We start from the raw sequence: 21,625 nt of genomic DNA on the forward strand, positions 1-21,625 counted from the left end.
TCAGGTTGTACAGACAGCAACAGCGTGGCAACCGAAGGTTGTGCCGGGCAAGCAAAGGCCAGAGAATCACTCGATGTGATGACTTGTGCCGGTCGAGGGCTTTACGCAGGCACTTTCTCCCCGTTATAGCCGCCGTCACACCTCGAAGCCGGAGCCGTCTCCCCCGCCGCCGCCGTCCTCCTCGTACCGCGGAGGCTCGGTGGCCAGCCCCAGGGCCTTGCGCGCGGTGACCGTCCCGACGGGGTCGATGAGCCCGTAGCCCGTGTCGTAGTGCTCGTGGAAGGTGTCGGCGTCGGGGGCCTCGGCGGCCCGCGCCCACTCCCGCTGCGCCTCGTCCAGCCGGTCCGCCAGGTCGGCGACCGGCTGCTCGGCGTCGGCGGGCCACGCGTGCGCGCGCAGCATGCCGGACTGCTCGGTGATCGCCTCCGCCATCCGTCCCGCGAAGGCCCGGTGTCCGGGCAGGTCGTCCTCGACGTACTCGGTCCGCGGCTCCGACTCCAGGGCGGTGTTCAGGACCTGAGCCGCCTTCAGGTACGCGACCTGGTGAGCGTCGAGCGTGGTCTCGTCGCTGCGCAGCGAACCGGTCAGCGTGCCGCGCTCGTCGGTGCCGCCGAACAGACAGGTGACCTCCCGGTCGCCCAGGCGCCAGCTCTGCCGGGTGGGCAGCAGGTAGTACACGTCCACGTCGGCGGGGACGGCCCAGCTGTCCATGGCGTAACCGTCCCGCAGCGCGTAGCACTTGCCGTCGGCGATCCGCGTGATCTCGTCGTCGCCGGGGAAGGGACCGCCGGGCAGTTCGAAGGCGGCGAACACCTCACCGTCGTGCGGCTGCTCGCACGGCACCACGTCGACGTCGTACGTCACCCCCCGCAGCGAGCCGCCGGGGGTGGTGAAGCACTGCCCCACGGTGAGCGCGTGCGCCGTGCCCGCGCCCCGTGCGGCGTCCTCCAGGCCCTGCCGGAAGTCGGACACGGCACCGGTGCCGAACGCCAGCGCCCACAGGACCAGCCCGACCGAGGACAGCACGCCTCCCGCCACGGCGAACCCCTTGCCGCGCTCTCCCCTGCGCCGGATCTGCCGGAGCGCGACGAGCCCGAGGACCAGCCCTACGGCCGGCAGGAAGCACAGCAGGCCCAGGACGAACGCGGCGACGGCGAGGCCGTTGACGGACGGACGCGCGGGCCACACCGGGTAGGGCTGCGGCCCCTGGGAGTACGGCGGTTGCGGCGGGTACGGGCCGGACGGCGGCGGTATGGACACGGGTACCGTGCTCCTGACTCGGGCGGTGGCGACGGGTCTCGCGGCTCGGGCGGGACTGCCGTACATCCGTACGGCCAGCGCATCGTAAGCGGGCGACGGACGGGCTGGGGGGACGGGGCTTGCGCAGGACGACGGTCCGGGCGGTGAACGGTCTGACCGCGCGCTGGGCGGCCACCAGGCTCGGCGGCACGGTGTTCTCGGCGGTGGGCGTCTGGCCGCTGCTCGCGTTCCTCGCGGGCGGGGCCGCGGGGGCGGCGCGCCGGGAACTGACCGAGGCGGTCGGTCTGCCCGCGGGGCAGGCGGCGGGCGCGGCCCGGGAGTTGCTCACCGCCCTGGGCGGATACGCGGACCGGGCGCGGCCCTCGGCCTGTGGACCAAGCGGACGCTGGAGCTGCGGGAGGCGTGGGAGGCCGGGCTGCCGACCGGGGCACTGGGCGTGCTCACCGGCGACGCCGCGGCCGACCGGGCGGCGCTGGACACCTGGTCCGCCCGGCACACGGACGGCCTGATCGAGCGCATGCCGGTGCGGCTGACGGACGGCACGGAGCTGGTGCCGGCCAGTGCGCTCGGGCTGCGCACCCGGTGGCTGCGGCCCTTCCGGGAGACGCCGCACATCCCCGAGGGCGGGCCCTGGGACGGGCGTGCGCTGCTGGGGCTCCGGCGCCGCAGCGGGCTGCTGGACCGGATCGGCGTGGCGCAGACGCCCCACGGTCGTCTCACCGAGCTGAAGGTGCTGGGCGACACCGTCGTGGACGTGCATCTGCTGCTCGGGGAGGAGGGGATGGCGCCGGGACGGGTGCTGGACGCGGGGATCGGCCTGCTCGCGCGGCGGCATCCGGTGGTGCCGGGCACGCGGCTGCCGTACGGAGAAGCGGGCCCCGGGCTGTGCGTCACGCGGGAACTGACGGAGACGCCCCGGCCTCCGGCACTGGACGTGACGACGGTGGCGTACGAGGTGCGCGCGACGCACGACCTCATGGACCACCCCGGGCTGTTCGGCCTGACGACCGCCCGGCTGCCGGTGCCGGGCCACTTCCCCGGCATCCGCGGCTTTCCGCTGTCCATCGGCTCGGCGCGCCAGTCCGCGCCGGCCCGGTTCCACGCCCGCGGCTTCGAGGCCGCCGCGGTGACGGTGACGGCCGCCGCCGATGGCGGCCTCCCGCGGCTGCGCCGGCGGTCCACCACCGTCGAGGCGTCCTTCGACCGCCCCTTCGGCTTCCTCGCCGTGCACCGGCACACGCGTCTCGTCCTCGCGGCGGGCTGGGTGAGCGACCCGGAGCCCTACCGCGAGGACGAGAGCGTCAGCTGTTCGTACGAGGGTTGAGCGGCGTCAGAACTGGAGCGCCCAGGCGTCGATCCGCCCGGTGTCCCATCGCGCGTTGTCGCTGACGCGGAGCTTCCAGGTGCCGTTGGCCGTCTCGGACGAGGCGTCGACCGTGTAGGTGGTGTCGATGTTGTCCGAGCTGCCGCCGGTGCCGTACGACTTCAGCGTGTACGCCGTGCCGTCGGGGGCGATCAGCTGGACCTGGAGGTCACCGATGTAGGTGTGCACGATGTGCACCTCGACGGCGAGTGACGAGGGCGCGTTGCCGGAGACGCCGGAGACGGTCACCGGGGACTCGACGGTGGCGTTGTCGTTGATGGCGTAGTCACCGGTGTTCTCGAAGCGGCTGCCGGGCGGGTCGGGGTTGCCGCCGCCCGTGCCGACGTTCAGCAGCCGGTTGGGCGAACCGGAGCCGGGGTTGCCGACGACGCCGGTGGTGGCGGCGGAGGTCAGCGCCGAGGACACCTGGGCGGGCGTGGCCGACGGGTTGTCGGCCAGGTACAGGGCGGCCGCTCCGGCGACGTGCGGGGTCGCCATCGACGTACCGGAGATGGTGTTGGTGGCCGAGTCGCTGCTGTTCCAGGCCGACGTGATGGACGAGCCCGGCGCGAACAGGTCGAGGACCGTGCCGTAGTTGGAGTACGAGGCGCGGGCGTCGCTCGACGTGGTGGCGCCGACCGTGATCGCCTCGGTGACGCGGGCCGGGGACCGGGTGCCTGCGTTGGTGGACTCGTTGCCGGCCGCGACGGCGAAGGTGACGCCGGAGGCGATGGCGTTGCGGACGGCCGTGTCGAGGGCGCTGTCGGCGCCGCCGCCGAGGGACATGTTGGCGACGGCCGGCTTGGCCGCGTTGCGGGCGACCCAGTCGATGCCGGCGACGACCTGGGCGGTGGTGCCGGAGCCCTGGTTGTTGAGCACCCGGACGCCGACGATCTTCGCCTTCTTGGCCACGCCGTAGGCGTTGCCCGCGACGGTGCCGGCGACATGGGTGCCGTGGCCGTGACCGTCCTGGGCGGTGTTGTCGTTGTCGATGGCGTCGTAGCCGTAGGAGGCCCGGCCGCCGAAGTCGCTGTGCGAGATGCGCACACCGGTGTCGATGACGTACGCCGTCACGCCCTGACCGGCGTGGTCCGGGTAGGTGTACGACCTGTCCAGCGGCAGGTTGCGCTGGTCGATGCGGTCCAGGCCCCAGGACGGCGGGCTGGGCTGGGTGCCGGTGATGCTGAACGTGCGGTTCTGGACGACCGACGCGACGGCCGGGTCGGCGGCGAGACGTTTCGCCTCGCTCTCCGAGGCCTCGACCTCGTAGCCGTTGAGGGCCTTGGTGTAGGTGCGCTCGATGTCGGCGCCGTACTTCTTGGCCACGGCGCGGCCCTCGGCGGAACCGGCCTTCGCCTCGTCCGGCTTGAGGGTCACGATGTAGCTGCCGGCGACGGCGTTCGCGGCGCCTTCGTACTGGATGCGGCCCTCGGCGGCCGTGGCGGGGAGGGCGGAGACGAGGCTCGCGGTGAGCGCCGCGGTGGCTGCCGCTCCGATCGCGGCCAGTCTTCGCCGGGTGCTGCTGGGGTGACGCATGAGGGGTCCTCCTCAATCGGTGGTGCGTGGTGGGGTTCGTGCACGCCGAGCAGGCCACCCCTTCAAGTCATGGTCATGACAATCGGAGGCGGCACGTGTGCGTCAGCCGAAAGATTGAGGCCTACAGAGGAATTGCACAAGGGTCCCTGCGGAGCTTTGGCTGTCCCGCGGCTCCCTCGACGACGGAAGTGACCGGAACACCGGGCCACCGACGCCAATTACCGGGCCGGTCACCGACGGTCGCCGACACCGGTCACCGCCGGTCGCCGACACCGGTCACCGCCGGTCGCCGACGCCGGTCGCCGACGGTCACGACGCCGGTCACCGGGACGGTCGCCGGGACGGCGCCGAGCCGGTCGTGGAGCCGTCGCCGGGCCGACGGCAGCGGTCGTGAGCGTCGGCTGCCGGGCGGGTGGCCGGGCGCCTGCGAGCAGCCGCAGGCGTCGGCCACCGAAACCGGCGCCCGGATCCCGGCCGACAGCCGTGAGCGTCAGGCGTCGAAGCCGGTGGCTCGCGCCCGCTTCTCCCAGGCCGTGATGTCGTCGCGCACCTGGTCGAGGTGGGCGAGCACCGCGCCGACGCCGTCGTCGCCGAGCGGCAGCCGCAGCGGGGTCCGTTCGGCCGCCGGCGCCGCCAGGATGAGCGCCGCCGCCTTGGCCGGGTCGCCGGGCTGGCTGCCGTCGCCGCCGGAGACGAACCCGCGGGTCTCGCTCACCTTGGCGTACACGCCGCTGTCCGCGCTCACCCCGGCCCGGCTGCTGTCGAACAGACCGGTGCGGAAGGCACCCGGCTCGACGATCAGCACCTTGATGCCGTATTCGGCCACCTCGTCGGCGAGCGCCTCGGACATGCCCTCCAGCGCGAACTTGGTCCCGCTGTACGCCGCGAAGCCCGCGACGGACATCTGCCCGCCCATGCTGCTCATCTGCACGATCGCGCCGGAGCGCCGCTCGCGCATGTGCGGCAGCACCGCGCGCGTCAGGGCCGCGGGCCCGAAGACGTGCACGTCGAACAACGCCCGCAACTCCTCGTCGCCGGTCTCCTCGAAGGCGCCGACGTGGGTCCGCCCCGCGTTGTTGACCAGTACGTCCACCCTGCCGTGCCGCGCGATGACGTCCCCTACGGCGGCCTCGGCGGCGGCCGTGTCGGCGACGTCGAGGCGCAGGGCATCGACCCGGCCGGGGTGGGCGGCCACGAGGTCGTCGAGCGCCTCCGGCCGCCGCGCCGCACCGACGACCACGTCGCCGTCGGCCAGCGCCGCCTCGGCGATCGCCCGCCCGAAACCACTGCTGGCACCGGTCACCAGCCACACCTTGTCCACGACCACTCCCCCTCGCCTCGCGCGTTGCGCAACTACTGTGCGCGACAGGGCAGTTGCCGTCCACGGCTTTCGCTGACGGCCGATTCGGGCGCCGCTCTCACGCCTGGAACGGGATGAGCGCCGCGTGCCACCGGATCACCGGGGGCTGACCCGCCGGCATTCCACGGGAACCGGAGAACCGGAGAGCCAGGAAGCCACAGGCGGCTCCTCGCTCCCGGAATACCGCACGGCCCGGAGCGGGATGGCCTCAGGAAGGCCGTCCGCGCAGCGCGTCTGCTCGTCTCCGTCGTACGCCAGCGAGATGGATGGTTCGGCCAGTCCACGCATGCGCAGGATCAGCTCGGCTTCGTCGCCCGTGACTCGCGGCGGAACGGCTTGTGTGGGGATCGGCCGGAATCCGAGACGTGCCTTGAAACGGAAGAGACCGGGTTGCGCCGTATGCCCGAACAGGGATGGGTCATTGCCCAGAGAGGCCCAGGTGAGGCGTCGGCGCCTGGCGGCCTCCAGGGCCGCCATGTACAGCACCCGCGACAGCATTCCCTGACGCGCGCCTTCCTCGACCGCGGAGAACCTGAGCTGCACCATGGACTGGTCGAGACGCAGCCAGCCCAGGCATCCGCCCACCAGTCTGTCGCCGGCATACGCGTGGACCGCGAGAAGCTTGTCGGGATGGCGCAGCAGTTGGCGCTGCTGGCGACGTGCGTAGTTGACGCCACGGTCCATTCGCGCCACCTGCCGGTCGTAGAGCGCCAGGAAATCCCGGAGGTCGTGGCCCGTCACCTCCGGGAGCACGACCAGCTTGATTCCGTTCTCCTCGGCACGACGTGCGGCTTGCCGGACGCTCTGTCTCTCCTTGAGAGGAAGCCGACTCAGGAATTCCGGCTCGGACGCCAGGAGCGGTGCCACCCAGTTCACCCAGGCCGGCTTGACCAGGAAGCCCGCGGCCTCGAGTTCCCGCCTGTGCTCGAGTGCGGTGAGCCGTACCTTGACGATGTCGATGTCCAGCGACGGATCGCTCCAGTCCCGGCCCAGAGCCTCGTCGATGCTCACTTGTGCGATGGTGACGCCGGATCGGTCGTCGGTGCCGTCGGTCATGAGCCGGCCTCCCTCCCTTCGGGCATGTCGACAGGGCATTTCCAGTCCGGTGCGACCGCGCGTCCGGAGAACTGGGCGATGCGGGGCCGGAACAGTGACGGATTGACCGAGCCCTGCAAACGGCGGTCCCGTGATCGGATCTTGTCCTGCATCGACGTGTAGCTGCCGGCCTGTTCCAGAGGGCCCATGTGCGAGAGGGCGTTGAAGACGAGGGCGGGCCAGGGAAACGTGCGAGCCTTGCGGGAGGCACCCGGGTGCATGCCGACGACGAAGAAGTTTCGGTGGCCGAAGAAGAAGCCCGGATCCTCCGTCACATCGGCGCCCTGTCCGGCGCTCGTCGGTCCGTGAGCACACCCGCCCGTCTCGTCGGCCAGTCGCATGCCCCGCAACTGGCGCCAGAGGAGCGTTTCGAAGCCCTCTTCGTCGAGCTCCCCCGGGCCGTCGAACACCGCGACGTGCACGGCCACCGAGTGGCTCCGCTCGGGGAACTCCGTCACGAAACGCGTCAGGTTCTCGGCGCACTTCGACACCGCCTCGGCCGAACCCAGCCGTGGGTACCAGCCGAAACGGTACTGGCCCCGTCTCAGCGCGGACGCGCCGCCCAGGCAGGGAAACGTGCCGCTCAGCACCAGCGAGCGGAATTCCTCGTGTGCCGGGTGCAGATCGGCCGCTACCACGCCGCTCGCCCTTCTCCCCGTGCCGGGGCCAGTTTCGCCGCGAGCCGATGGACCAGAGCCAGGCTGGTGAGCGTCGGGTTGGCAGCTCCCAGCCGGGGAAACACCGCCGGGCCCGCGGCGAAGAGGCCGTCCACTGCCCGGAACTCCTGGTCCTCGTCGAGCAGCCGGCCGAGGGGCAGTGTTCCGCCTTCGTGGTCCTCGGTCCCCAGGGAATTCGCCCAGGTGACAGGTCGGCCGGAGACGAGGGTCCGGACGAATTCCGGAAGGATGACGGAGTTGTTGTGCGTCGGCTCGTCGTAGTCGTCGAAGAAAAGCTCGACCACAGGTGTTCCGGTCAGTTCACAGAACTCTTCGTAGACGGAGCGCAGAAGGCGCTGCTGAACGTGGAGAAGGCTCCGGTCGCCCGGCGACGGCGTGGAGTGCACCGACACCGCCCACGGAAACGAATTCGCCGGAGTGCATTCGACGTAGCTCTCTGGACTCGGCAGCTGCTCGCCCATCGCCCGGATCTCCACGACCGCCGCGTCATCGGCCTGGCGGTGCACGTCCAGGAACAGATTGGACCGCGCTTCCGCGTCGGTTGCCGAGAAATAGGACCCCGGCGGGACCTCCTTGAGCACACGCCGGGCAGGGTCCCCGTCGAGCCGCAGGGAGACCCCCTGCACGATGTGGTCCGCCAGTCCTGTCAAGCGGGCCGTATCCGGCTCGGCCGGGCGGTACAGCGCCTGGATCGCCAGGCGGCTGGACTCGAGTGTCCCGGCGCACAGAACGACCCGCTCGGCGGCGATCTCCGTCTGCTCCCCCGCGTCACGGCCCCGCACCACGACGCCGTGCGCCGCGCCGTCGCGGACCACCACGTTGACCACTTCCGTCTCGGTGCGAAGACGCACACCGGGCACCGGGGCACGACGAGCCCCGGAGTCGGTTTCCCACCAGTGCTCCAGCGGGGTGTAGGCCCGCCATCGTTCGGCGTCGGCGTCACCGGTGTCCGTGACCCGGGCCCGGGGCGTGGGCAGCCATCGGGTCTCCCCGACCGTGATCGCCTCGGAGGCCGTCCCCGCGCAACCGTCGGCCGGCAGCCCGCCGAGCGCGCTTTGCCACTCGCCGAGCATGCTGCCGACGCGCTGATAGAGACCCGGCCCTCCCTCCCACCCGTCGCGCAGGTCGGAAACGACCCGGGCGGGCCACCAAGGCTCGGCGAGCGCCCAGTCCTCCAGGGGGAGCATCACCCCGTACCAGTAGAGGGAGCGACCGCCGAGCCGCCGGCGGATCCCGGAGGTCCCCTGGTAGTGCGGCGGAGAAGAGGAGCGCCACGGCCGGCGGAAGTACGCGTCGGCCCCGGAGTCGAGCCACATGCGCAGCGCCTCTTCGGGCGGATTGAGATGGTTCACATGGCGGGGATCGGCGACCGGGCCCGCCTCCAGCACCACGATGTCCCGGGCACCACGCCGGGACAGCTCCTTCGCCAGCTCCAGCCCGGCGAATCCTCCTCCCACGATCAGCGTCCGGCAACGGGACGGCACGCCCGATTCCATGGGCACAGTGGTTCCCCTCCCAGTCATGCGCGTACCGCTCGAACGTCGAAGATGTCGAAGGCCTGGCGGAGCGCCGCCACCGGATCCTCGCGCGGGATGAACTCGTGCCCCACGAATCCGTCGTAACCCCACTCCCGCAGCGCCACGGCGATTGCCGCCCAATTGACTTCCTGCCGGGAGTCGAGCTCCTGGCGTCCTGGCACTCCGGCCGTGTGGAAGTGGCCGATGCGATCGAGGTGGGCCTCGATGGTGCGCAGAAGGTCACCTTCCATCAGCTGCATGTGGTAGACGTCGTAGAGGATTTTGAGGTTGGTGCTTCCCACTCTGTCGACGACGGAGGCGGCCCAGTTCGTGGAACGGCACTGGTGCTTCGGGTGATCGACCTTGGTGTTCAGCGGTTCGAGAAGCAGTCCGACGCCGGCTTGCGCCGCCTCCTGAGCCAGTGGCGCGAGAGCCTCGGCACACACGGCCATGGCCTCCTCGTCGTCAAGGGAGACCCAGTCTCCCGACATCACGGACAGGTGGTGCACCCCCTCCGTGTGGGCCAGCTCTATGGATCGTCGCACCTGCTCGCTGAGGTCGGCATGCCGGGCGGGGTCGTTGAAGCCGGTCTCGATGGACTCGTGCCCGTCGACGACAACCAGTTCCAGGCCAAGGGCGCGGGCTCGGGGCCACAGCTCCCGCGGCAGGAAGTCGACCCCCTCGATCCCCATTTCTGCCGCGCGTTCCAGCAGATCGGGAATCTGGTGGCGGGCTTCGGCAAAAGACCACCAGGCAAAGCTCTGCGCATACGTCACGATGGGTCTCCCCCTCAAAGATCGACGGAATCAAGGGCCTGGACGAGACGCGAGGCCCACAGGTGAAGCAGGCGTACAAGCTCCGGGTGGCCTCCGATCGAGTCGACCATCAGCCGGTAGGTCTCCAACTGGTGTGCCGAACCCACGACGGGAGCGGCACGGAGCGCGTCCATGACGGTCCGGTCGGGCAGTACGGCTGACCACACCTCGGCGAACTGTCGCTCCGCCTCGGCACGCGTGGTGTCGTCCGCACTCATCAGCGGCCGGGCCAACTCGACGAACGGATGTGCCACGCACCCGTCCGTCCAGTCGATGATCTTCCAGTGGTCGCCGGTCCACCGCGCGTTCTCCGACTGGATGTCGCCGTGCACGAGCGTTTCCGGGACCCTGAGGTCCGCAACCGTCGCGACCACGGCTTTCAGCCCCGGGAGCCGCTCCGAGAGGCCGCTCAGCTCCGCCGGTGAGAGAAGATCGGTGCGGGTGGCGAGTGCGGCGACGGCGTCCGGCACCGTGTCGAGCCCGCGGTACGGGCAGCCCAGCTCCAACAACTCCTCGGTACGCCCCAGGGATGCCAGCTGAACCCGCGCCACGGCCTTGAGCACATGCTCGACCGGACGCTGCCGCTCGGGAGCCATCTCCTCCGTGAGGAGCCAGGCGTTGCCGAAGGCCGCCACCCCGGGCACGTGCTGTGGGCTCGCTTCGCTCACCCAGTGGGCCACCGCGCCCTCGTGCCCGAACACCGCGGGTACCGCCTTGAACCAAATGGGGCGCGTGTCGGTGGGCACGCGCAGCACGGCCGAGACGTCCCAGTGCCGCATCTGCCGCGGCCGGCCGGCACGGGTGATCCCCAGGCGTCCGAACTGTGCGTCGACCAGCGCGAGCGCCTGCCCGTACCAGCCCGGACGTTGCCACCACGGGCCCTCACCGAGGGGCGGGCCCGTCGGGTCGGGCGTGGTGGGGTGCGGCCGCAGCTCCTCGACGTCGACCGTGTCGCCGTCCAGGACGCGCAGCAGCGCCACGTCCATGCCGAGTTGCTCCCGAACGGCCTCGACGATGTGCCACGGTGCGGCCGACGGCCCCCCGGCGACCTGGATCCGTGGCAGCTCCTCCGGACCGCATCGCCGGGATGCGCGGTCCGTGGTGCGGATCCGCAAGGAGACTCCTTCGGCTGTGGTCATGAGCCGCTCCCGCCGCGTACTGCACGCCGTGGTGCCAGGTACGGCTGCCGCGCGTACGGGTAGTGAGGCAGCGGTATCCGCACGGCGTCGTCCCTGTACGGAAGGTTCTCCCACGCCACGTCCGTTCCGTGCACCCACACCTGGGCGAGCGCATCGAGTACGCCGTCCCAGGGGTCCGTGTCATCGGCGGGCGGCAGGACACCCACCGCGAGCTGCCCTGTACCGTCGACGCCGAATTCCCGCCACGGCGCCGACGTGGCGTCGGCCGCTCCGCAGACCAGCCAGAGCAGGGAATCACCCTCGGTGGTGTCGATCCCGGGGGCCGGTGGCACGCCGGCCACCGTGGCGCCTGTCCCGGAGGCGGGGAACAGTCCGAGCTCGTGACCCAGCGAACGCACGGCCTGCGCAAGGGCCGACCTGCCCAGTGCCGTGGAGGCGAGCAACGCTCCCGCGTCCCGGCCCACGGCACCGACGGGCCGGACACCGAAGTCCAGCAGCATCTGTCCGAGGGCGTACTGGGCAGCGAACTGGAGCACGGCCCGTTCCTCGCCGGACGCCGGCCGGCCGGCCCCTGTCGCCTCCTGTGGAAGACCGGTGGTGACAGGAGACCCCGCTCTGCCGAAGAGGTCGAGACACTCGTCCATGGCCGTCGCGAAGCCAGCGTGGCCGTCGCGGAGGTGGCCGATCCAGCCGGTGTCCTCCCTCCCGGCCCCCGTGGTGCCGGGGAAGACGAGCACCACCGGGAGGATCGTGCCGTCTCCGCGAGCGGTCACGGCCGCGGCCGGGTCGGCGAGCGTGTCCACCGCGTGCTTCACGGTCCGGGTACGCAGTGCCGCGCGCACCGGGAGCGCCCTGCGGCCGACCTGGGTGGTGAAGGCGATGTCGGCGAGACGGTGACCGTGCCGGTCCAGCGCCCTCGCGAGATCGCGCCGCACGGTGCTCTCGGCGCTTCCGTCGCAGGCGGACCACACCAGCAGCTGCGGCCTCGGGCCGCTGCCGTCCTCGTCCACGGGTACGGCACTGCGCGCGTCACCGAGGGGAGACCGGTGCCGCGGCCCCTCCTCCAGGACGACATGGGCGTTCGTCCCTCCGAAGCCGAAGGAGCTGACGCCCGCCAAGCGTGGTCGTGTGTCGGTCCGGGGCCATTCCAGCAACCGGTCGGCCACACGGAACGGCGTCCTCTCCAACCTCAGCAGGGGGTTCGGCGTGCGGAAGTTGGCGACCGGCGGAATCGCCTCATGTGCCATGGCCAGCAGCGTCTTGATCAGACCGGCCACGCCGGCTGCGGGCCCCAGGTGCCCGATGTTCGACTTGACCGAGCCGATGACGCAGCTCTCGGCAGCCGGTTCGCCCTCGGCCAGCGCGCTCAGGGCGTCCTTCAGCCCTTGTATCTCGACGGGGTCGCCCACCTGCGTCGCCGTCCCGTGCAGTTCCACATACGACAGGTGCACCGGATCGACGCCTGCCACAGCAAGCGCCTCGGCGATGACCTGCCGCTGTCCTTCCACGCTCGGAGAGGTGAAGGTCGCACGTTCCGACCCGTCGTTGTTGACGGCGGATCCTCGGATCAGTCCCCAGATCGTGTCGCCGTCGGCCAGCGCTTCGTCGAGACGTTTCAGAACGACCACACCGCCACCGCTGCCGAAGACCGTGCCGCCGGCCCGGGCGTCCAAGGGCCTGCACACGCCGTCTGCGGATTCCACTCCTCCGCGTACGTGGCGGTATCCCAGGCCGTAGGGCATCTCGATCTCCACACCGCCCGCCAACGCGATGTCGCATTCACCCGCGCGCAGCGCCTGGGCGGCCATGTGCACCGCCACCAGCGAGGAGGAGCAGGCGGTGCGGACCGGGATGCTGGGGCCGGTCAGCCCGAGCCGGTACGAGACGAACGAGGTCAGGTAGTCGGCATTGTTGGCAAGCGTGACGCCGGTCTCCCCCACGAGCGAGTACAGCTCCGGATCGGCCCTGAGGTGGTCCTCCGCGTAGCGATCACTCGCGCAGCCCGCGTAGAGGCCGATCACGTCACGGTGTCCCGGGACGTAGCCGGCGTTCTGCAGGGCGCTGGAGCAGAGTTCCAGCAGGAGCCGGTGCTGGGGGTTGCGCACCACGCACTCCCGCTCCGGCATCCCGAAGTAGCGGCGGTCAAGACCCCAGGGGTCGTCCAGCAGCGGCCGAGCACGCACGTAACCCGGCCGGTTGATCTCCTCTGGGTCCGCGCCGGCCTCGAGGAGGTCCTCCTCGGTCAGCCGGTGGATGGAGTTGCGCCCTGCGGCGAGGTTCGCCCAGAACTCCTCTGGGTTCGCGGCGTCGGGCAGCCGTGCGGCCATGCCGACGACCGCGATCGGATCACTCATTCCTCACGGTTCCTTCGGGTTGCTCGTGTGCGTCGTTGGGGCCGGCCCCACGCCGCCCTACGGGGACGGACGCATGGCCAGTCGGGCCCGGGCGCCGCGGCGGGCGGCGAGATCGTCCGGCCGGCCGGCCTCCGGTTTCCTGGGCTGGACCGCCTTCGGGATCCGGCGGCCCGTGATGTGGTCGGCGAGGGAGCGTGCGCTCGGGAAGCGGAAGATCTCGGCGAGCGCGAAGTCGACGCCGTCCACGGCGAGTCGCTGATGCAGGTGCACGAGGTCCAGCGAGCCGAGCCCCCACTCGAAGAACGTCCCGTCCGCTCCGGCCTCCGCGCCCGGCCGGTCGGACCGCTCCCGGGCCAGTTCGCCTGCTCTTCGGGCTATCAGCGCGGCCAGGTCGGCATGCGGCTCGTGGTCACCGGTCGGTGCGGAGGCGGCAGCCGGCAGACTCATCAGCGCGCGGAGGTCGGTCTTTCCGTTGACCGTCACCGGCAGGTGATCGACGCGAGTGAACTGCGCGGGAACCGCCCACTGCGGCAGGTGCGCGCGCAACGTCCGGCGGAGTCTGTCGGTCGGGTACGTCTCGCTGGACACATACCACGCCAGGACACGGCCGGGAGTGTCCGGGGCCACGGCGACGACGCAGTCCGTCACGCCGGGCAGCGTCGCGAGGATGCGCTCGACCCCTGCCGCCTCGATCCGGTGGCCGTGCACGCTGATCTGCCGGTCGGCGCGTCCCAGGAGCACGATCCTGCCGTCGGGCGTTCGACGGGCCAGATCCCCTGTCCGGTAGGTCCTGTCCAAGGCCGTACCCGGCACGTCCTGTGGTGGTGTGCCCCGGGAATCACCGCGGTACCCCAGCGCCAGCCCTCTCCCGGTGACCACCAGCTCGCCGGGGACGCCGACACCGGCCTCCCCACGTGGGGTACGGATCGAAAGGGCCCGATGCGGTACGACGTCGGCCACGGCGACAGTCCCCGAGCCACCGGAGCCATCGCCCGGACCGGGCCGTTCCCACCGGCCCAACGCGCTGGCCTGCGGGGTCTCCGTGGTGCCGTAGAGGTTGTAGACCTCCGCCCCGGGGCAGAGGCGCGAGGCCGCCGCGGCGTCCGCCTCGCGCAGTGGCTCGCCGTGGCAGACGATGCGCCGCACGCGGCCCAGCTCCACCCGCTCGGACACCGCTCCGGTCACGAGCCGTGCGCGGGTCGCGGTGGTGTGCCACACCGTCGTACCGGTCTTCGCAAGGAGTTGCGGCAGGGCCGCCGGGTGCAGCTGCGGGTCCCCCGGAATGTGCACCACGGCGCCCAGGACCAGGGGCAGCAGCAGATCCCGGAAGACCGGGTCGTGGGCCGGTGGTGCGGTGAAGCAGAAGACGTCATCGGCGTCCAGGCCCAGGTGATCCGCATACCAGCCGAGCGCCTCGGGCAGTGCCTCGGTCGGCAGTGCCACAACCTGCGGCGTACCGGTGGTCCCGGAGGTCATCAGCAGATGGCCCACCGTTCCCGCCGCCATCGCCGCCGGCTCGGCGTCGCCCGGCGGCTCTCCCGTGGCCAGGTCGGCGCCGAGGCCGAGTACGGGGAGCCGATGGTCTGCGCTCCTGCTCGCCGCGTCGTCCGCCGCGCCGACATGGACCCGCAGCACCGCACCGGTGCAGGACAGGGCGGCGTCGTTCCACCGGCCGGGGTGGGAGACGTCCAGAAGGAGCACCGGACGGCCGGCGAACCAGGAGGCGAGCACGGCGACCGGCAGATCGTGGTGCCGCTCGGCGTACACGGCGACCGGGCCCGACGCCGGGGCGCCGCGGGTTGCCGAGGCGATCAGCCCCGCGACCCGCCGTACGCGGTCGGCCAACGCCCCGTACGTGATGGTGCCGTCGACGGTGCGGACGGCCGGTTCCCCCGGCCGCGTCCGCCCGTGGCCGAGAACCTCCGCCACCAGATCGGTGCAGGTGCGCACGGTGTCGTGCTCGGACGCCGGCGGTGCGCCTGCGTCCGCCTCGCAGGCGGTGGTGGGCGCGACCGCCCCGGCCAACCGGGCGACCTCGCCGGCGCACTGCTCGAGAAACTCGCGGGCGGCGTCCTCGGGCCACAGGTCGAGCGCGTGGACGAGCCTCAGCACGTATCCGTCGTCCGGTGCACGGCGCACGTACAGTCCGGTGTCGAACAGCGACCAGGGTGCCGGGGGTTCGACCTGGGTGACCCGGTGGCCCCCGAACGTGGCGGGCGGAGCCGCCTGGGTGAGGTCGTTGAACCAGACCTGGAACACCGGGTTGCGTGACGCGTCGCGCGGCAGACCCAGTTCCTCGACGAGTTCGTCGAAGGGCAAGGAACCGTGCTCGATGGCCGACAGCAGGGCATCCGCCACGGGCTCCAGCAGGTCCTTCGACCCGGCGCTGCCCGGAACGGCGAGGCGCACGGGGAGAGTGCGCATGAAGAACCCGGCCGTGCGGTGCTCCCCCTCCGACTCCCGGCCGGAAACGGGCACTCCGATCGTCAGGTCCTCCGCATCGGCCCAGTCGGCGAGAACCCTCGCGTAACAGGCAAGGATCGCCATGGCCGGGGTGACCCGCCATTCCACGGCTCGCTGCCGCAGCATGGCGGACACGGCGGGGCCGAGATCGTGCTCGACGAAGGAACCCCGGAACGTGGGCACGGCAGGACGAGGGCGGTACAGGGAGAGGTTCAGCTCCTGGGGGGCGTGCTTCAGCCTCTCCCGCCAGTACGTGAGCTCCCGGGCACGTCGGGCGGGCGTCGGCAGCCGTTCCGCCGTCGCGTGGCCGGGCCGCCCGGCCGCGGGCGTCTCGTCGTCCTCACCGGCCCCGCCATGGCACTCGACGTCATATCGCGCCGCGAGTTCGGTGCGGAGCAGGTCCAGGGTCTGCTGGTCGGAGACCATGTGGTCGAGAGCGAGGAGCACGGCGCTGCGGCCCGAGCCGCTCGTGTCGAGCAACAGGCCGAGGACCGCCCTGGGCAGTTCGTGGGCCCGGAAGACCGGCCAGGCGGTGTCCGAGGCGAAGTCCTGTACGGCCTGCCGCCAGTCATGGCCCGCGTAGGAGGCCAGCAGGAGGCGAGTGGCCGTCGCCGGCAGCGCGGACTCCCGATGGACGCGGGGCACCGGAGCGCCCGCGGCGTCGACGTCGACGGTGGTCCGCAGTGCCTCGTGCCGGAAGAGCAGCCACGCCCACGCCCTCTGCAGGGCGGCGGGGTCCAAGGGGCCGTCGGTCTCCAGCAGACCCACGACGTTGTACGCGGGGGAATCCGGGAACACCTGCTGGTGAATCCACAGGCGCCGTTGCTGGGGGGAAAGAGCGGGAGGACGGACGGCGGCCTCAGGAGTGGCCGAGTGCTGCGGTCCGCCATCGCCCCCGGCCACCAACATGCGCAGCGCGGCCAGGGAGATGTTCTGGCGGAGGATCGTCGCGAGAGGCAGCCGAATCCCGCATCGCCGCTCGATGAGAGCGATCAGCCGTGCCGCGGCGAGGCTGTGCCCGCCTGCTTCGAGGAAGCCCGTGCCCTCGTCCGGTGGGAGGCTGCCGAGGGCCTCGGCCCAGGCGGCGGCCGGCGGGTCGTCGTCCAGCGCCGGCGGGGCCGTCCGCTCGTCGAGCGACCTTTCGAGCAATGCTGCGCGGTCGAGCTTTCCGTTCGGTGTGAGCGGGAAGGATTCCACCGTCTCGATCCGGGTGGGCACCATGTAGTGCGGAAGCCGGGCGGCCAGCGCGCTGCTGATGCCGGCGGGGTCGGGCGGGTCCTGTTCCGCCCGGCCCGCCGGGACCACGAAGGCGGCAAGACATCCGTCACCGAGGTGGTTCCTGCCTGCGACGACGGCGGCCCGGGCGACCCCCGGCAGGGCGCACAGCGCGCTTTCCACCTCCGCCGTCTCGATGCGGAAACCATTGACCTTGACCTGATCGTCGGACCGTCCGACGAACTCCATCTCGCCGTCGGCGCGAACCCGCACCAGGTCGCCCGTGCGGTACATACGGCTTCCCGGCGGCCCGGAGAGGTCCGCCACGAATCGCTCCGCGGTCAGCTCCGGCCTGCCCAGGTACCCGCGTGCCAGGCCGGCACCGGTGATGTAGAGCTCTCCCTCCTGCCCCGCGGCTACCGGCTCCAGCTCCCCGTCCAGCACATGCAGCGAGGTGTTCCAGGCCGGCCGCCCGATGGGAACGGGCCCCCGGGGAAGCTTCGCGCCGGGCGGCACGTGGAAGAGCATGCATCCCACGGTGGCCTCCGTGGGGCCGTACTCGTTGAACACGTGTACCCCGGGATTCTCGCGCCGCCACCGGTCCAGTTGTTCCGCGGTGAGCTGCTCGCCGCCGATCACGAGGCTGCCCCCCGCCCGCACCAGGCCGGGCAGGGTGTCGAGCAGCGCGAGGTGGCTGGGGGTGACCTTGAGGAAGTCGCAGGAGGCGCCGGACGCCCCGCCCCGGTCGGCGGACTCGTCGAGTGCGGCCACCCTGACCGTGCCGCCCACGGTCAGGGGTGTGAAGAGTGCCGTGACGGTCAGGTCGAACGAGACCGGTGAATGGAGGATCGTCTCTCCGCCCAGGCCGGGGTACGACGCTGCCGCCCACGTCACATAGTCGACGACGGACCGGTGCTCGACGACGACGCCCTTCGGCCGGCCGGTCGACCCTGACGTGTAGATGACGTAAGCCGGGTGATGCGGTGCCGGCGGCTGCTGCGGGCCCGCGGCCGCCGCCCCGGTGTCCGGGAGGCGCTCCGGTCTGCCGCCGGCCGCACCGCCACGGACCGGGCCGTCGACCAGGACGAGCCGGGAGGACGCGGGGAGCAGGGGTGCCAGGGCGTCGGTGGTGAGGACGCACACCGGTGCCGAGTCCTCCAGCATGTACCGGATGCGGTCCCTCGGGTAGTCGGGGTCGACGGGGACATAGGCGGCGCCGCTTTTGAGGACCGCGCACAAGGCGACGATGAGCTGGGGCGAGCGCGGCAGGACGACGGCCACGTACCGCTCGGGTCCGGCACCCCTTCGCACCAGGTCGGTCGCGAGTCGGCCGGCCGCGGCGTCCAGCTCCGCGTACGACAGGCTGCCGCCATGGCCCTCGACCGCCGTGCGCCCCGGGGTCCTGCCGACTTGCTCCCGCAGCAGCTCCGGCAACGTGAGACCGGGAACGTCTCTGTGCGCCCCGAGGAGACCGGCGGAAATCCGGCTACCCATTACCTCCCCCTACACATGCTTCGATCTGAACAGGTCTGGAATCGGCGGACGCCGGGGCTCCTACGGCTCCAGGCCCACGAGGTCCGCACTGACCTTCCAGAGCTGAGCGGCCAGCTCGCCGTCGCGGGCGAGCGGCGCCGGCTCCTCCGGGCGGCGGTCCACGTAGTAGAGGCCGCGCGGGTCCCTGCCCTCGGCTTCGGTCGCGAGCCAGACGAGCGTCTCCGCGCCCTTCTCCGGGGGAGCGAGCAGAAACCGCTCAAAGGGCTTGACCAGCCGCACGAAGGGAGAGTCCCGGTTCAGGTCGGTGGTGATGGCACCGGGGTGGAACGACGAGGCGGGAAGGCCCGTACGCCTGCGCAGTTCGCTCGTGAAGAGAATGTTCGCCAGCTTGGAACGGCCGTAGGAACGTTGGCTCTTCCAGCCGTGGGCCATGTCCAGGTCGCCGAAGTCGAAGTCGCCCTTCACATGGGTGGAGGAGGAAGTGGTGACCACCCGGCCGGTGGAGTCCCGCAGCCGGTCCGCCAGCAGGCGGGTCAGGAGGTAAGGGGCCAGATGGTTGACGGCGAGCCCCAGCTCATGGCCGTCCGCTGACAGCACCCGCCGACTGGGCTGCGCGGCGGCGTTGTTGACCAGCACATCGATGCGAGGGCAGCGTTCCAGCAGGGCCGCGGCCAGCTCCCGTACGCCGGCCATGACGCTCAGGTCGGCGGCGATCGGCTCGGGCACGTCGACACCGTCGGGCGCCATGCGCAGCATCTGCCGGTGAACGTGCGCCAGCTTCTCGGGGGAGCGCCCGACGGCGACCACCTGCCGGCCGCGCCTGGTGAGCTCCACCGCAGCCGCCGCCCCGATGCCGGAACTCCCGCCGGTGAGGATGATCTTCTCCATGCCAGGTACCTCTTCTGTCGTCACGTGGTCTCCCCGGACCGAAGCCGTCCGGCGAGCCGGCGCACCTTCGCGAACGCCTCCGCGATCGCCTCTCGGTGCGCATCCCCGCCGAGGAGCATCGGGTGGTGGAACAGCACCGTCCGTGCGGCCTCCCGATGCGCGGCCGGGAGGTGGAACCTGCTCGGGTCGAGCCGGTCGGCCAATGGCCCGCTCGCAGCGCCGGGGAAGCGCCGCGGGTCGTAGAGGGGGTGGTGGTCCAGTGGCCGGTACGGGGTGTGGACCCAGTACCCGAGCTCGGCGCTGAGTGCCTCGCACACCGTGGCGGCACCGAGCCCCGCGAACGCGTCCTCCCGTAGACGGATCGCGTAGTGGTAGTAGGCGCGCCGGTCATTCGCCGCATACGGGAGGATCGGCTCGAGGTCCCCCTCGGCGACGAGCTCCTTGTCCAGCTGTTCCGCGAAGAGGGCCCGTCGCCGGTTCTGTTCCGGGAGCCGTTCCAGCCCGTCGAGCAGCAGGCTTGCCTGCATCTCCGTCAGGTGCATGTTCCAGCCCTGGACCAGGGACTGCTCCTCGAGGTCCGGTCGGCCCGGTGTATGGGGGCCCGGCGCGTAACGCCGACCGTCGCCGCGCAGCATTTCGACCTTGGCGCGCAGTGCCTCGTCGGACGTGACGAACAGGCCGCCCTCACCGGAGGTCAAGGTCTTGCCCTGCTGTGCGCTGAAGGTGCCGAAGTCTCCCAGGCTGCCCGCGCCGGCGCCACGCCAGCCGGCCCCGTAGGACTGCGCCGCATCCTCGATCAGCGCCAGGCCGTGCCGGTCGGCGAGGGCCCGCAGCGCGTCCATGTCCGCCATGGCGGAGTAGAGGTGCACGGCGGTGACGGCCACCGTGGCAGGGGTGATCGCGGCCTCGGCGGCGCGTGGGTCGATGCACAGGGTGTCCGGGTCGATGTCCACGAGGACGGGCACCGCCCCCGTCCTGGCGATCACCGACGCACTCGCCACCCAGGTCAGTCCGGGGACGATGACCTCGTCCCCCGGGCCGACGCCCAGGGCGTGCAGACCGGCGATCAGGGCACTGGAACAGTGGTCGACGGGAACGCACCACTCGGCGCCGACGAACTCGGCGAATCTCTCCGCGAGCCGGTGCTCGACCGGCCGGCTTCCCGTCCACGGTCCGCTGACCGCCCACCTTTGGCTCTGCAGCGTCTCGGACACGCGCCGGAGCGTGTCGGTCCCGAGCTGCGGCCACCGCGGCCAGCCAGCCGTCCAGACCGGAGGCCCGCCGTACAAAGCGAGTTCTGTCACCACGTCACCCCGCGTTTCCGTTGTGGAAGGGCAGCTTGTTCTCAGTGCTGAAGGGACAGGCCGTGCCGGTCGGCCCGAAGGCCGGCGACCGTCTCCTCGACCAGGTCCATGGGGACGGGGACCAGCGGCAGATCGCGTGAGCCCATCGGCGTGCCCAGCTCGTCCAGGACGACCATCGCCGCCTCGTCCTCGGAGACCGGCAGGTATCCCCGCTTGTTGTCCCGCCGGACGGCGTTCATGACGTCCGCGATGTCCAGGCCGGAAGGCACGGCGACGGGAGCGCCGAGTGCCTGCGCAAGTTCGTCGTGCAGGGCCACGTCATCGTGCGTGAGTCCGCCGACCGCGGCGGAGACGCGGGCGGCGGCCAGCATGCCGAACATCACGGCCTCGCCGTGCGAGACGCCTGCGGCGCCGCGAAGCCGCTGGTCGCATATTTCGACCGCGTGACCGACGGTGTGGCCGTATTCCAGGATCAGTCCCGCCTTCTGCTCATAGCGGTCCTGCCCGGTGACGGAAACCTTCGCCTCAAGACTCTCTTCGAGCAGCCACAGCAAGGTGCCGGGCGCCGTGAGATCACCCTCCGCGAGGACGCGCCGCAGGTCGGGAATGCTATGGGGACGGATGGCCAGACAGTTCTTCGTCGCCTCGCAGAGACCCGACCGCAATTCGCGGTCTTCCAGGGTTTGCAGCATCGCCACATCCAGGTAGACCGCTTCGGGCGTGTGGTAGGTGCCGATGTGGTTCTTTCCGGAGCCGCTGTTGATGGCCTGCTTGAGCGAGATCACAGAATCCATCGCCGCTACGGTGGTGGTCGGAATGTGCACGAGGCGCACCCCGCGGAACAGGAGCGCGGCGACCACTCCGGCGAGGTTTCCCGGCACTCCGCCACCGAATGCGATCACCACGGAGCGTCGGGTGGCTCCGGATGCGATGGCGTCTTCGAGGTGCGACGCGAGGTTGGGCAGCGATTTGATGTTCTCGCCGGCAGGGAGGCTGAGCACCCGGACGGGGGCATGTACACCGAGCTTGGTCAACAGGGACTCGCCGTGCTGGGCCAGCACCTTTTCGTCGGTGACGACGATGAATCTGTCCGCATCGTACGCGGCAATCGATTCGACGATCCGGTCCATGCAGTCGTACCCGTA

General features: G+C 71.4%; 13 protein-coding genes and 1 pseudogene. 1 reads left to right on the forward strand and 13 read right to left on the reverse strand.

Annotated elements, in window-relative coordinates:
- Nucleotides 1–135: 135 nt before the first annotated feature.
- Nucleotides 136–1,260 (reverse strand): DUF4190 domain-containing protein, encoded by a 1,125-nt coding sequence (locus ACLGIH_RS11465; RefSeq protein ID WP_416525143.1) that lies wholly within the window; start codon nucleotides 1,258–1,260, stop codon nucleotides 136–138.
- Nucleotides 1,261–1,403: 143 nt separating this feature from the next.
- Here ACLGIH_RS11465 and ACLGIH_RS11470 point away from each other — a divergent pair.
- A pseudogene (locus tag ACLGIH_RS11470) lies at nucleotides 1,404–2,584 on the forward strand (serpin family protein).
- A 6-nt stretch (nucleotides 2,585–2,590) separates the two neighbouring features.
- Here the strand turns inward: ACLGIH_RS11470 and ACLGIH_RS11475 are convergent.
- The 12 genes from ACLGIH_RS11475 to ACLGIH_RS11530 all read right to left on the reverse strand — a co-directional run bounded on the left by ACLGIH_RS11475 (nucleotide 2,591) and on the right by ACLGIH_RS11530 (nucleotide 21,610).
- Complete coding sequence (locus ACLGIH_RS11475) at nucleotides 2,591–4,159, reverse strand: S8 family peptidase (RefSeq protein ID WP_416525144.1); 1,569 nt, start codon at nucleotides 4,157–4,159, stop codon at nucleotides 2,591–2,593.
- 490 nt (nucleotides 4,160–4,649) lie between these two features.
- Nucleotides 4,650–5,480 (reverse strand): oxidoreductase, encoded by an 831-nt coding sequence (locus tag ACLGIH_RS11480; RefSeq protein ID WP_416525145.1) that lies wholly within the window; start codon nucleotides 5,478–5,480, stop codon nucleotides 4,650–4,652.
- 135 nt (nucleotides 5,481–5,615) lie between these two features.
- Complete coding sequence (locus ACLGIH_RS11485; RefSeq protein ID WP_416525146.1) at nucleotides 5,616–6,575, reverse strand: GNAT family N-acetyltransferase; 960 nt, start codon at nucleotides 6,573–6,575, stop codon at nucleotides 5,616–5,618.
- The gene (gene gntA / locus ACLGIH_RS11490) at nucleotides 6,572–7,252 is read right to left on the reverse strand and encodes a guanitoxin biosynthesis heme-dependent pre-guanitoxin N-hydroxylase GntA (RefSeq protein ID WP_416525147.1); all 681 of its coding nucleotides are present in this window, start codon (nucleotides 7,250–7,252) and stop codon (nucleotides 6,572–6,574) included. Before gntA ends, ACLGIH_RS11485 begins: the two co-directional genes overlap by 4 nt.
- Nucleotides 7,246–8,748: an FAD-binding protein gene (locus tag ACLGIH_RS11495; RefSeq protein WP_416525148.1), complete on the reverse strand. Its 1,503-nt coding sequence runs from the start codon at nucleotides 8,746–8,748 to the stop codon at nucleotides 7,246–7,248. The genes gntA and ACLGIH_RS11495 overlap by 7 nt, the downstream gene beginning before the upstream one ends.
- Before the next feature lie 62 nt (nucleotides 8,749–8,810).
- Nucleotides 8,811–9,584 (reverse strand): hydroxypyruvate isomerase family protein, encoded by a 774-nt coding sequence (locus ACLGIH_RS11500; RefSeq protein WP_416525149.1) that lies wholly within the window; start codon nucleotides 9,582–9,584, stop codon nucleotides 8,811–8,813.
- Between the two features lie 14 nt (nucleotides 9,585–9,598).
- The gene (locus ACLGIH_RS11505; protein WP_416525150.1) at nucleotides 9,599–10,762 is read right to left on the reverse strand and encodes a phosphotransferase; all 1,164 of its coding nucleotides are present in this window, start codon (nucleotides 10,760–10,762) and stop codon (nucleotides 9,599–9,601) included.
- Entirely contained in the window at nucleotides 10,759–13,116 is a 2,358-nt protein-coding gene (locus ACLGIH_RS11510) for a beta-ketoacyl synthase N-terminal-like domain-containing protein (protein ID WP_416525151.1), read from the reverse strand. Before ACLGIH_RS11510 ends, ACLGIH_RS11505 begins: the two co-directional genes overlap by 4 nt.
- Before the next feature lie 57 nt (nucleotides 13,117–13,173).
- Entirely contained in the window at nucleotides 13,174–18,228 is a 5,055-nt protein-coding gene (locus tag ACLGIH_RS11515; RefSeq protein WP_416525152.1) for an amino acid adenylation domain-containing protein, read from the reverse strand.
- A gap of 120 nt (nucleotides 18,229–18,348) precedes the next feature.
- Nucleotides 18,349–19,176 (reverse strand): SDR family NAD(P)-dependent oxidoreductase, encoded by an 828-nt coding sequence (locus ACLGIH_RS11520; protein ID WP_416525153.1) that lies wholly within the window; start codon nucleotides 19,174–19,176, stop codon nucleotides 18,349–18,351.
- A 20-nt stretch (nucleotides 19,177–19,196) separates the two neighbouring features.
- Nucleotides 19,197–20,483, reverse strand: a complete 1,287-nt coding sequence (locus ACLGIH_RS11525; RefSeq protein ID WP_416525154.1) for a DegT/DnrJ/EryC1/StrS family aminotransferase — start codon at nucleotides 20,481–20,483, stop codon at nucleotides 19,197–19,199.
- 38 nt (nucleotides 20,484–20,521) lie between these two features.
- Nucleotides 20,522–21,610: a 2-deoxy-scyllo-inosose synthase gene (locus tag ACLGIH_RS11530; RefSeq protein WP_416525155.1), complete on the reverse strand. Its 1,089-nt coding sequence runs from the start codon at nucleotides 21,608–21,610 to the stop codon at nucleotides 20,522–20,524.
- Nucleotides 21,611–21,625: the final 15 nt, after the last annotated feature.

The organism is Streptomyces hamibioticus, from assembly GCF_047946815.1.
GTDB lineage: Bacteria > Actinomycetota > Actinomycetes > Streptomycetales > Streptomycetaceae > Streptomyces.

Bases quoted from the DNA above. Each gene is read 5' to 3' on its own strand.
- ACLGIH_RS11520 (WP_416525153.1), bottom strand. From the start codon at position 19,176: ATGGAGAAGATCATCCTCACCGGCGGGAGTTCCGGCATCGGGGCGGCG.
- ACLGIH_RS11475 (WP_416525144.1), bottom strand. From the start codon at position 4,159: ATGCGTCACCCCAGCAGCACCCGGCGAAGACTGGCCGCGATCGGAGCG.
- ACLGIH_RS11485 (WP_416525146.1), bottom strand. From the start codon at position 6,575: ATGACCGACGGCACCGACGACCGATCCGGCGTCACCATCGCACAAGTG.
- ACLGIH_RS11530 (WP_416525155.1), bottom strand. From the start codon at position 21,610: ATGGACCGGATCGTCGAATCGATTGCCGCGTACGATGCGGACAGATTC.
- ACLGIH_RS11505 (WP_416525150.1), bottom strand. From the start codon at position 10,762: ATGACCACAGCCGAAGGAGTCTCCTTGCGGATCCGCACCACGGACCGC.
- ACLGIH_RS11510 (WP_416525151.1), bottom strand. From the start codon at position 13,116: ATGAGTGATCCGATCGCGGTCGTCGGCATGGCCGCACGGCTGCCCGAC.